At 54.9% G+C, this 12,587-nt stretch carries 9 protein-coding genes; all 9 read right to left on the bottom strand.

Annotated elements, in window-relative coordinates:
- Positions 1-14: 14 nt before the first annotated feature.
- The 9 genes from NYE33_RS16125 to NYE33_RS16085 all read right to left on the bottom strand — a co-directional run bounded on the left by NYE33_RS16125 (position 15) and on the right by NYE33_RS16085 (position 12,579).
- Positions 15-1,052, bottom strand: coding sequence for a LacI family DNA-binding transcriptional regulator (locus tag NYE33_RS16125; protein ID WP_076245761.1), 1,038 nt, complete (start codon positions 1,050-1,052; stop codon positions 15-17).
- A gap of 139 nt (positions 1,053-1,191) precedes the next feature.
- Positions 1,192-2,727: a response regulator transcription factor gene (locus NYE33_RS16120; RefSeq protein WP_341066642.1), complete on the bottom strand. Its 1,536-nt coding sequence runs from the start codon at positions 2,725-2,727 to the stop codon at positions 1,192-1,194.
- The gene (locus NYE33_RS16115; protein ID WP_076245765.1) at positions 2,705-4,459 is read right to left on the bottom strand and encodes a sensor histidine kinase; all 1,755 of its coding nucleotides are present in this window, start codon (positions 4,457-4,459) and stop codon (positions 2,705-2,707) included. Before NYE33_RS16115 ends, NYE33_RS16120 begins: the two co-directional genes overlap by 23 nt.
- 80 nt (positions 4,460-4,539) lie before the next feature.
- Positions 4,540-6,084: an extracellular solute-binding protein gene (locus NYE33_RS16110; RefSeq protein ID WP_042138833.1), complete on the bottom strand. Its 1,545-nt coding sequence runs from the start codon at positions 6,082-6,084 to the stop codon at positions 4,540-4,542.
- A gap of 79 nt (positions 6,085-6,163) precedes the next feature.
- Positions 6,164-7,024, bottom strand: coding sequence for a carbohydrate ABC transporter permease (locus tag NYE33_RS16105; RefSeq protein ID WP_039301338.1), 861 nt, complete (start codon positions 7,022-7,024; stop codon positions 6,164-6,166).
- The gene (locus NYE33_RS16100; protein WP_341068683.1) at positions 7,018-7,896 is read right to left on the bottom strand and encodes an ABC transporter permease; all 879 of its coding nucleotides are present in this window, start codon (positions 7,894-7,896) and stop codon (positions 7,018-7,020) included. Before NYE33_RS16100 ends, NYE33_RS16105 begins: the two co-directional genes overlap by 7 nt.
- 1,081 nt (positions 7,897-8,977) lie before the next feature.
- Entirely contained in the window at positions 8,978-10,807 is a 1,830-nt protein-coding gene (locus NYE33_RS16095; protein WP_341066638.1) for a glycoside hydrolase family 5 protein, read from the bottom strand.
- A 15-nt stretch (positions 10,808-10,822) separates the two neighbouring features.
- On the bottom strand, positions 10,823-11,680 hold the full coding sequence (locus NYE33_RS16090) for a carbohydrate ABC transporter permease (protein ID WP_256703941.1): 858 nt from the start codon (positions 11,678-11,680) through the stop codon (positions 10,823-10,825).
- An 11-nt stretch (positions 11,681-11,691) separates the two neighbouring features.
- Positions 11,692-12,579 carry a carbohydrate ABC transporter permease gene (locus NYE33_RS16085; RefSeq protein WP_341066635.1) on the bottom strand — a complete coding sequence of 296 codons (888 nt, stop codon included), beginning with the start codon at positions 12,577-12,579 and terminating at the stop codon, positions 11,692-11,694.
- Positions 12,580-12,587: the final 8 nt, after the last annotated feature.

Raw genomic sequence — 12,587 nt, 5'->3', positions numbered from 1 at the left:
CATACCAAGCGCGGTTACGCGCTTTCTCCTGCCCTTAATACTGCTGGAAGCCAGATTTTGTCCGCCTGTCCTGCTTCGTTCCTGCCGTTCATCTGCGTAAGTAAGCAGCGTACCGCCTCTTCCCCCATACTCACATAAGGGATTTCTACGCAGCTTAGAGACGGCAGGCTAAGACGGTGACCCTGAATCGTATTATCTGCCGCCATGATCCGCACATCTTCACCGATACGCAGGCCAAGCTTGTGAGCCGCCCGGTACAGATCGGGAATTGCGCTTGACCAGTTGACCAGCAGCGGCGCATGCTGTGGCCCGCTATCCGCCAGCCTCTGCAGGCACGCTGTCCAGTCGCCATGGTGTTCCTCCAGACGGATCACGATTGGCTCCATCCCATGTGCGCTGCACCAGCCGGTATAGGCATCGCGGCGGTTCCGCTCCGCCCAGTTATCCGCGCTATGCCCGTGGTATACCTCGGCATAGACCGGGCCGGGCTGCTGCGGTGTACCCTCCCGCAGCAAATAATTCAGCGCCGTCTCCACACTGCCCGAATAATCGGCCAGCACGGAAAACACACCGGGCACTTCTGCGTACCCTTCCACAGAAACATAGGGGATTCCGGCATTCCCTATGCGGGAAGCCCACTCCTCATCGTGGTAGCTGGTATGATCCAGCGTCACAATCCCGTCGATCTTCCGCCGGTGATATAGCTCCAGCAGCTCGGTCCTGCCGTTGGCGTTCCCCTTATGGCGCGGAGAGCAGAGCAGAATATGATACCCGCTGAGCTCACACTCCCGCTGCATGCCTTCCAGCAGCCGGGTGAACAGCGGATGACGCGTATCACCGAAAGCGGCAAGCGTCATGCTTCTTCCCGTCTTCATGCTGCGCGCTCCGGCGTCCACATGGTAATTCAGCTCGCGGATGGCTTCCAGCACGGCTTCGCGCGTCTCCGCTCCAACCCCGATGCCGGGAGTATCATTCAGCACCGCAGATACCACACTGCGGGACACGCCTGCCCGCTTGGCTACGTCAAAGCTGGTCACTCTTTTTTTGCCCATATATCAGCACCTCACCGAGAGTATAACACGTGTTATAAAAAGTTGTACAGCGCTTTCTTTCATTTTTATATCTGGTTAAACAGGGGAAGCCTTTGGCAATATACTCCGCCGCGTGGCCTCCGCTAAGAGCGCTTGGAATCTAAACTGGCCTCTCCGAAGGCGGGTTCGCCGTCTCCGCCTCCCTTCTGTCCCTGCGGTAGGCCCCGGGGGTTTGTCCGGACCATTTCTTGAACGTTTTGATAAAATAATTATCGTTCGGGAACCCGACGCTGCGGCCGATTTCATTAACGGTTAAGTCTGTCTCGCGGAGTAAGCGCCGGGCTTTCTTCACGCGCACATGCTGCAGGTAGTTGATGAGCGTCTCCCCTGTCTTCAGGCGGAAAAGCCCGCTGAGATAATGCTCCTCCATGGCGACATAACGGGCGACCGCCCGCAGAGTGATGTTCTCGGCAAAACGGCTGTGGATGTATTCCAGCACACGGTTGATTTCGGGATGATTGGTTGTTATTCCCTCCGCTGCGGCCATGCGCACCTGCATTTCATCCGCGGCCGCCAAAAAGCAAGCGAGCAGCTCCCGGTGGGTGGCCACTTCGCGCAGTTGCTGAACAGGCCCGGACGGAGGCTGATTGCCGATTTCGGCAAAGGTCCGCACCAGGCGTTCCGCCTTCTCCATCACCAGGCAGAAGGGCAGCCGGCTTGCCCGCAGCGTTTCCCACATCGCGCAGGCCGTACGCTGCATATCCGCGCTCCGCCGCTGGGCAAAGGCCAGAACAATCTCCTTCTCCATGACCCATATAGGCGGAAGCTTCGGCTCTCCGGCCGCCTCGGGCCCGGCGGCAGATGTAGAGGCGGACTCTGCTCCGCTGCCGTCTGCCGGAGCTTCGCCCTTAATTTCGTACCAGAGGTCGTTTAGCTGCCGGTAGAGCCGGGTCCACTCCGCATGGATGAGACCGGGCGGAACCGGACCGCCGCAGGCCACGGCCTGAACGGGCATGCCCGCCGTAAGGTTACCGGGCAGCCTAAGGCCGCCGTCAGACCAGAAGAAGCAGGTCGTACAGCCGTCTGCCGTAAAAGAACCGGTCCAGACCTCCTCCATCCAGGTGTCTGGCGGACAGGCTTCCAGGACGGCTGCCAGCAGCGGCCGGGCGGTCCCGATGCAGGAGACCATGAGCAGCCGCCGGTAGGATGCCGGAGGCGCAGGCGGCGCTGTCTCCTGCCCCGCCTTCACCGCCTCCCAGACGAGGCCATAATAACGGTTGAATTCCTGTCCCAGCAGCGCATGCCGCTGCCTGCGCGAGGCTGACAATTCTTCGCCGATCTTAAGCAGAAGCTCCTGCAGCTCCGGGATGCTCAGCGACAGCTTGAGCACATATCCGCTGGCTCCGAGCTCCAGCGCTTTGCGGGCATATTCGAACTCGCCCATGCAGGTCAGCATGACAAACCGGCTGTCCAGCCCGGCATGGCGCGTCTGCCGCAGCAATTCCAGGCCATCCATGCGGGGCATAAGAATGTCGGCAATGACGAGATCGGGTCTCAGCTGATGCATCAGCTGCAAGGCCTCCTCTCCGTCGGAAGCTTCCCCTGCCACACTGAAGCCATAAGCTTCCCAGTCCACCAGTTTAAGCAGCTTGCGCCGGACAAACGGCTCGTCTTCAACCAGAAGAATTTTCCACATGCTCTGCACCTCCGGATTGGAAAGGATTTGCAATCAATAACGGGATGGTGATGCGTGCCATTGTCCCCTTCTCCCCCTCCAGAAGAACGAGACTGCCATCTTCCCGGAACAGCAGCTGCAGGCGCTGGCGGATGTTGGCGATTCCGATGCTCTTGCGCGAGCGGAGCTCCGGGTGTTCCCCGGCGCGGGCAAGGCCGACACCGTTGTCCTCCAGCTCCAGAATCAGCGAGCGTCCCGATCTCCTTGCCCGGACTGAGACCCGGGCATCCTCCTGCAGCGTGGAGAAGCCGTGTTTGAAGGCATTCTCCATCAGCGGCTGCAGCGCCAGCTTCGGAACAAGAGCATAGGCCAGCCCTTCCTCCACATCCAGAGTGACCCTTACTTTGCCTTCATAGCGGATATTCTGGATATATACATACGCCTGCAACAGATCCAGCTCATTCTGCAAGGGAATCAGCTCTACATCCGAGTACAGGCTTGTTTCCAGCAATTTGCCCAAAGAAATCGATATTTCCGCGATATCATCCTCTTCCTTTTCATAGGCGATCCATTTGATCGTGTTCAGCGTGTTCAGCAGGAAATGCGGATTCATCTGGGCGGTCAGCATCTGGTAATGCAGCGCTTCCTTCTGCCGTTCCTCCAGCTTCAGCTTCTGCAGCAATCCGCCGATATCCGTCATCATCGTATTGAATGTGGCCGCCAAATCCCTCATCTCTCCATGGAAAAAGGATTCTTCCACCCGTGTATTCAATTCCCCCTGTGCGGATAATGCCATCTTACGCCGGAGCAGCGCGATGGGCCGGGACATGGCACCGGCGATGAGGAAGGTAAGCAGGAGGAAGCCGCCGGACAACAGCAGGGAGAAATTGAAATTCTGCTCCCGCAGTTCCTTCATATTCCCAAGATAAGTATTCAGCGGCATGGACGCGGCCAGATACCAATCCAGATTGTAGAGCGGGCTGATCGTCAGAATTGACGAGCTCTCATAATCAACCCGCTGCATAGGTTCCTCTCTTTCCGGAACGCGGATCATTTCTTGGATGGCCGTGCGGTCCACCGCCCGGAAGTAATCGGAGGAATTGAGCAGCTGGCCTCCCTGGTCCATCAATACATAATGCTGCTGGAGCAGCAGATCCCGCGACGCTTCGGCAAGCCAGCCGTCATAATAAAAATTAATCCGCAGATAACCGAACGGCTGCTGCCGGTTATCGAGCAATACAGCATACATGGACAAATCCTTGCCGGTCACCCAGCGGAAGGAGTCTCCCTCAGCACCGAGTCCGGCAAACCCGCTCTCCCGGACAAAATTGGCATGCTCCTGCCCGGTCTGCACAAGCCCGTCGGTGTGGTACAGCGTGCCGGACCGGTCGGCCAGGGTGACGGTAATCTGGGCGGGCAGCTCCAGCGATGCCGGACGGGCGGTGCTTTGCAGGAATACCGCTTTCTCCGCAGGATTGAGTTGGCCCGGATACAGCAATACGGAGCGGGTATAAGGGTCCCGCTCCAGGTACACATAATAGAGGAAAGCTTTATTGATCTCGTTGTTCAAGGCGTCGTTAACCACGTTGAGCTGCTCGATTGCCTTTTCCTGAAACTCGCGGGACACGGTCCGTTCCATCATCCGGTAATTATAGATTTGCAGCAGGAAAAAGGGCAGCAGGAGGAAGATCACAACAGCGGCAAACAAGCGGTTTCTGAACTTTTGTGGCCATATGCGTTTCCAGCCTCCCATCGTCTTCCCTCCCGGTTATCGTTACCGTAAATTCATGCTACAGTATATCACAACTGCCGGCCTCCGCAGGGTTATCCTGCTCATTCCGCATAACCCAGCTCCTGCAGCTGTTTCATTGCGCTGTCCTGGAAGAGCTGATACTTGAAGGTCGTGTTCAGCTTCTCCAGGAAGCTGTCGTATTGCTCCAGCTTGTTTTTGCCGTATTGGAATTTGAGCATTTCCTCGTTCTTGAAGCGGTCGGCATCAGCTGCGTTGTAGTTCTGAGGGAAGACAACAAACCCGTTGTAGGTATCCAGCACTTCAACCTGTTCGCTAGCCTGAATATAGTCAATCTGTTTGGCAAATTTGGTGCTCAGATATTCCGCTTCCGGCCGGCCGGCCAGTTGGTAGACCCAGGTGAATGCCGCCTCTGCGGACCGGTCCGTAATCACCGGCTTACCGTTTTCTTTGGTGAAATGTACACCTTCCTGGCCAAACTGAACAAGCTCGGAGCCTTCACCGGAGGCTGTATAATTGATAAGGTCAAAAATGCGGTTCAGTTTGGTTTCGTCTTGGGCGGCCTGGCGTGAAATGGCTACGATGCCGGATACGCTGGATTTATCCATGGCGGCAAGGATATTCGCTTTGGGTCCCTGCAGCTTGTTCAGCATCAGGAATTCCGCATCCGGATTGGCGCCCTTCCATTTCTCCACTTCATTGTCCTTCATAATCTGCGTCCAGTCACTGATGATAATGCCGGCCTTGCCCTGGAACGCTTTATCTTTGGCGTTGTCGCCCTTGTTGCTGGCAATCTCCGGATCGACCACGCCGGAATTCAGCACCTTCTGAGTATAAGCCAGCGCTTCCTTCATTTCCGGCTCGAACATGCCGTTGACCATCTTCCCGTCCTTGATATACAGCGCGTCGGCGACGCCATGCTGCAGGTTGATCAGATGCACCAGAGTGCCGAGACTGCCTGTGATGCCGAAAGTATCTTTCTTGTTATTCCCGTCCGGGTCCTGTTCGGTAAACGCTTTCGCAACTTCAAATACTTCATCCAGGGTCTCTGGAACCGGCAGCTGCAGTTTATCCAGCCAATCCTTGCGCAGCCAGAATAAATTCCAGTTACTCTGGGGATTAAGCGATATGGCGTAATGCTTGCCGTTAACCTCCACCCGGCTGTACACATTGTCTCCGATGGCATCCGCTGCGGGCTTCAATTTCTCCTTATACGGCTCCAGATCAAGCAGAATGTTCTTCTTGACATATTCCTGGAACTCATTCCGTCCATTGAAGAGGATCACATCGGGCAAGTCGCTGCCCGCCGCCCGGATATTCAGCTTCTGAATGAATTCATCCGCAGAAGAGGTCAGCGTCATTTTCAGATCAATATTGAGCTTCTCATCCAGCGTCTTCTTCACGAAGTTATCTTGTTCTTTGGGCATCTGGGTGGTGGTGTTCCAGCCGACCCGCATGACCTCGATAGCTACCTTCTCCGCCCGGGCGTCCGCCGGAGCGTCTGTAGATGAACCCGGCCCCTCCGTAGCGGAGGAATCTGACTGCGGGCTTCCTCCGCAGGCGGCCAGCAGCAGGCCCGCTGTTAATACACAGGCCAGTACAGCAGGAATACGCTTCTTTTGTTTCATGATGATGCTCCCCTTTCGTATACCAAATGTTGTATTGAGTCGGCGCTGCCGGCGTTTGAACAGCGCCGGGAACAATCCGTTAACCCTTCACGGCGCCGATCAGCATGCCCTTGGTCAGATGCTTCTGCACGAAGGGATAGACCACGATGACCGGCAGGCTTGCCGCCACTACCGAAGCCATCTGCAAGGTCGTTGTCGGCAGTACAATGTCCGCATTATATTCCATTTGCTCGGAGGATAATAACAGACCGCGGATGATGACCTGAAGCGGATTCAAGCCGGGGTCAGTAATATAGTAGACGGCGCTGAAGAAGGTATTCCAGCTGCCTACGACACAGAACAAGCCGATGGTCATCAGTACCGGGATGGAGAGCGGCAGGGCCAGCCGCAGCAGCACTGTAAATTCGCCCGCACCGTCGATCCGTCCCGATTCGAACAGTTCTTCGGGCAGGCTTTCGAAGAACGTTTTGACCACAAGCACATTCCAGGTAGACATCGCCCCGGGAATAATCATCGCCCAGACCGTGTTAAGCAGGCCGGTTCCTTTTACGACCAGGTAGGTCGGGATCAAGCCGCCGCCGAACATCATGGTGAACACGATCAGGAAGATGAAGAAGCTGCGGCCGACCAGATGCTTACGGCTCAAGGTATAGGCCATGAGCACTGTCAGGACCAGATTGATCAGTGTGCTCATTACCGTAACGAAGCTGGTCACGAGGAAGGCGCGGGGAATAGCATCCATTCCAAACAGCGCCTTATAGGCCTCAAAGGTAATCCGGCGGGGAATCAGCACAAAACCGCCGTTGCGCAGCACTTCGCTGTAGGGTGTAATGGATACGGCGAACACATACAGCAGGGGAAAGACGGAAATCACGGCCAGCAATATCAGCAGGATATTAATGAAATAATCGAAATAGCGTTCGTTTCCGCGGCTTACCATAGATTGCCCCCCCATCTCCGGGCCAGCTTATTAGACAGGAAGATAAGCACAAGTCCAATCAAGGATTTGAACAATCCGACCGCTGTCGCCAGGCTGAAATTCAGTTGCTCCAGGCCTACCCGGAATACCCAGGTATCAATAATATCTGCCACCGGCATTACCTGGAGATTGTACATAATGTAAATCTGCTCGAAACCGGCATCCAGTGCAGAGCCGACCTTCAGCACCAGCAGCAGGATAATCACGGAACGTATGCCGGGCAGTGTCACATGCCAGATCCGGCGAAGCCTTCCCGCGCCGTCGATGCGGGCTGCTTCATAAAGCGTAGCATCAATGCTGGACATGGCTGCCAGATAAATGATAGCCCCCCAGCCAAGATCCTTCCAGACATCGGTTCCCACCAGCACACTGCGGAAATACGCTGTCGAGGTCAGAAACGGAATGCCGTTCCCGCCCGCTTCCACCACCCAGCGGTTGACGAGGCCTGAGGTTTCGGACAGAAAGGCAATTGCAATGCCGTAGATAATGACATAGGACAGAAAATGGGGCATATAGCTCAGCGTTTGTACGATCCGGTTCAGCCAAAGGCTGCGGCTTTCATGAATGAGCAGAGCCACGCCGATGGCAGGAATCGTTCCCCAGATTGTTTTATACAGACTGATCAGGAATGTGTTCGTGAGCAATTGACTGAAATAAGGCGATTCGAAAAAAAACTGAAAATGCTTGTACCAGGGGTCTGCCCACGGACTGCGCACAATTCCGCTCAAAATGTCATAATCTTTGAAGGCAATCAGCACTCCGTACATGGGTATATACTTGTAAATAATGTAGTAGGCCACACCGGGAAGCAGCATGAGATACAGGGTACGCATACTCCATATGCGCTTCCACACCTTAGCTCTGTATGCGCTCTTCGGCGTTGCGGCAGTGTTCAGGGGAGCCGGGAAATGCGCCACAAGGAATTCACCTCTTTGCATTGATATCGTTTACAAGATAAGAATAACAAGGGAACCGCGGCGCAGCCATGAACGGATTTAAGGGATTGATAGAACAATATTACTATTCGGATTGAGCCGGTCTGTAGGGGGACATGAAACAGCAATAACCTGCATTACAGTTTCAACTCCAATCTATCTGGGCCGCACTATAGACAACAACCCGACAATTTACCGAATGATCGCTGTAGGACTGGCGGAATACGTCAATTCCATGCGCGTGATTCGTTGCCGGCTGAATGGAGACACTCTAGAAGTACTGAAGACAAAATTGTTGTACGTTTTACAACTTTGATTCACGGATAGCTCAGTGTTCGGGAGGATTGTTGTATAAAATACAAGAATAATCCGGCTAAGCCGTCTGAAATAGGCTAAATGTTGCATTTGATACAACAATATTGGATTTGAATCGATATTAGGAGGAAAATGTTGTATTTTGTGCAGGATTTCACAAAAAGTCACCCGCTCCTGCCACGGAAAGCGGACGAATGAGGAAATTCCTGAGGTAACAAAGGTAACAAAGGTAACAAAGTATTATTGCATACAAAAAGGCCCGCAAACTGCGGAAACGCAATTTACGAGCCTTATCACATTAGCTGAATGATCCTGTTAGCGCAGGCGGGCATGCTTGTCTGCATTCCCATACTGTACCTTTACTGTACCTTCGCTGTACCTTCGCTGTACCTTCGCTGTACTTTCGCTGTACCTCTACTTTACCTTCACTCTAATTATATTCTATTCTTACATTACCTCTACCCTACCATTTACTCTACTTTTACTGCACTCTCGCCGTACCTTCACTGTATCCATACTATACCTTCTTTGTACCTTTTCTGTACATCTACTGTACCTTTACTCTACCTTTACTGCACTCTCATTGTACCTTTACCGTACCCACACTGTTCCTTCGCTGCCTCCTTACTGTACCTTCATGTTGTACCTTTACAGCACCTTTGCACTACCGCAAATCCAGCCACTCCAGGGATGCCGCACCAGCCGCAGCGCTGACTGTCAGCTCATGTGCTCCAGCTTCAAGCTGCTGATCACTCTGAATCCGCACCGTCCGCCAGTCCTGCCCGGAGTCCGAGGCATTACCGTGAATCCGGCCGATCTCCTGACCATCCAGCTTCACCAGCAGCTCACTGTCCGGCCCGCTCATCAGGACCCGCAGCTCCAGAGCCAGCGAATCCTGCCTATCCTCCGAGCCCTGCGTGTCCTGCGACTCCTCCAAGACCCGCGTGTCCTGCGACTCCTGCGTGTCCCCCGGTTCCTCCAAGCTCTGCAACTCTGGCGCATCCTCCGGGTCCCGTGACTCCTGCCGCTCCCGCAAGCCCTCCGTATCCTCCGGGCTCAGCCGCTCCGAATCCCGGTCCGCAACCGTAAATTCATACGCCGCCCAGTCGCCCTCGGCCAGTACGACACACAGCCTCTCCTCAGGCAGCCAGACTTCCCCGCGGCCATGCTGGAAATTGGGTACCGTCCGGTCTCCCTCCACGAAGCGGAAGTCCATTCCGTCCTCCTCCCGGAAGCCGATGCCTGCCGCAGCCTGCCTGCCGGGAGCTCTCCCGAAGCTCAGACCGCTCCCCTTGTAGCCATAAAAAATAGCAGGAATCCGCACCGGCAGCCGCCGGAACAGCGAATGGACAACATCTGAATGGTACACACAATGGTCCAGACTCAGGTTGTGCAGATATTCATCCAGAATCGCCTGTGCCTCCACACGCTCCGGCTTCACGCCTCCCTCCAGATAGCTGACCAGCTTGTGCCAGCCTTGCGGAAGAACGATGGAACAGGGGGAATTATCGGTGTCGAGCTTTTTCCAGGTCCAGAAGTTCCAGGAGATGCCGTGATCCTCAAACAGCTGGAATGCACCGGCGTACCAGTCCTTATTGTTCTCCCCGCCCTCGCCCATGAACAGCGGCAGATTTAGCCGCTCTCTTGCGTCCAGATACTTCTGAATACTCTCCGTATCGGGATTGTTCCAGTACTTGTGAAACTGCAGCATTACATTATCATCCGGCAGCTTATTATCCGGCAATCCCTCGAAGATCGACCAGTCCGTCGCCCAGTGCACACCCTCCAGAATTATCATATGCCGGGCATCAACCTCCCGGATAGCCGCGATAATCTCGCGGTACAGCGGCATCACCTGGTCATTGTACTGCGAGAACCAGTCCGGTAGCGGCTCATTCAGCAGGTCATAGCCCGCAACGATCCACTCGTCTTTGTACCGCCCGGCGAGCATCCGCCAGATGGCGATGGTCAGCTGCTTGTTGCGTTCATCCGTGAACAGCTCCGGCAGATCCTGCGCGGAGTCGTCGATATTCGTTCCGGTCTGGCCGCCGGGTGCTCCATGCAGATCCAGAATGGCGTAGACTCTGTGCTCCCTGCACCAGCCGATAATCTGATCCAGCCGCACCAGATGCTCCTCATGCCAGCCGGACACTCCCTCTTCTTCCCGCAGGATATAGCGGGCGTTAATCGGAATCCGGATCGAGTTGAAGCCTTCTGCGGCAATCCGCGCAATATCCGCTTCGGCCACATAGCGGTCATAATAGGTCTCCCAGAACGCCTCCGCCCTGTCAGCACCAATAAGCGCTATAATCATCGCTTCGATCCGGCGCGGACGGTCTCCCTGTTCCGGGAAACGCCACATGTACCCTTCAGGCAGCAGCCAGCTTCCAAGCCCTACACCGCGCAGCAGCAGCTCGCGCCCTTCCCCGTTTCTTAAGCGGTGTCCGTCTGCATAGAGAAACCCGCTTACTTCATGATGGTCCGGGTGAATCATTTGTATTTCCTCCCTTTACCCTTTGACGGCGCCTTCGGCAATGCCATTCAGAATATATTTTTGCAGCAGCAGATATAGAATTACAACGGGCAGCATCGTCAGCACCAGCGAAGACAGAATCGCCGACCAGTCATTATTGCCATATTGTCCGAACAGCATGTTGGTGGACAGCAGCAGCGTATATTGATCGGCATCCGTGAGCATGAGCAGCGGCAGCAGAAAGTCATTCCACATCCACAGCAGGTTGAGAATCGCCACAGTTGTCGTAATCGGCAGCAGAAGCGGAAAAATAATCGTAGTGAACAGCCTGACCTCCCCGCAGCCGTCGATCACCGCAGCCTCATCCAGATCCCGGGGGACCGATTTGACGAATCCGTGGTACAGGAAGATGGCCATCGACACGCCAAGCCCGATATAGATCAGGCCGAGGCCGACCGTTGTGCCCTGCACCGCCAGCTTCATGGAGATCCGGTTCAGCGAGATCATGATCGAATGGAACGGAATCAGCATCGACAGGACGAACAGGTTGAACAGGAACGTGCTCAGTCTGCCGGGTGTTCTGGACAGCTTATAGCCGGCCATGGACGAGAATAGAATAATGCCGACCAGGCCGGTAGCTGCGACCACCACGGTATTGCCGAGGCTCCGCAGGAAATTTGTTTTCTCAAAAGCATCACTATAGTTGCCGAATTCCAGCTTACTCGGAATAGCCAGAATATTATTCATCATGTCCCCTTCCGTCTTCAGAGAGTTGAGCACCCCCATGTAGATCGGAAAGAGCGTAATTACGGCACCTGCCAGCAGGAAAAGAAAGACGATAAACGAAGACAATCTGCGCCGCCCCGCAATACCGGACTTAGATGTTGAATTCAACCGGACGGTACTCATGCCTCCACCTCTCTTCGTTTCATGATGCTCAGCTGTATCAGCGTGATCACCAGGACCACCAGGAACAGGATCATCGCCTTGGCACTGGCGTAGCCGTAACGGCCGCTCATCTTGAACGCTTCCTCAAAAATATTCAGCGCAAGCACCTGCGTCGCTCTTCCCGGCCCGCCCCCGGTGAGCGCGAACACGGCATCAAAGGCCTTGAACGAGCTGTTCAGCGTCACGAAGATACCGATCGTTACAGCCGGATAGACCATAGGCAGCGTAATGCTGCGGAAGGTCTGCCAGCTGTTCGCGCCGTCGATTGCAGCCGCTTCTTTGAGCGCATCCGGCACCCCTTGCAGAGCCGCAATATAGATCACCATCAGGTAACCTACGCCGCCCCACAAGGAGACAATGACAATCGCCAGAAAGGAGTATTTCGGGTCGCCGATCCACGACTGGTCCAGAAAAGCCAGGCCCGCATGCTCAGCGATATAAGGCAGCGCCTTGGTGAAGATGAACAGCCACATGAAGCCGCCGATAATCATGCTGATCATGTTGGGCATGAAGAAGATCGTCCGGAACCAGGCCTTGCTGCTGCGGCGTGATTCGATCAGTACCGCCAGCAGGACGGCCAGCACATTCTGCAGCACGACCATAAACACTACAAATTTCAGGGTAAACCAGACTGAATCAATGAAAAAAGCATCATCCGTCAGCGCTTCGATGTAATTGGCGAATCCCACCAGATGGTAGGCGGGATTCAATCCGTTCCAGTCCGTGAAGCTGTACCATGCCCCGCCGAAGGCGGGAACAAGCATGAATACGGCGTAGAACAGCAGGGCGGGAAACACGAAGGCCAGCAGAATGAGCGACTGTTTGCTTTTATTGCTTCCACTCATCTCTATCA

It is taken from the genome of Paenibacillus sp. FSL R10-2199, from assembly GCF_038000235.1.
Taxonomy (GTDB): Bacteria; Bacillota; Bacilli; order Paenibacillales; family Paenibacillaceae; genus Paenibacillus_AQ; species Paenibacillus_AQ phytohabitans.
This window is presented reverse-complemented; position numbering and strand designations above follow the sequence as displayed.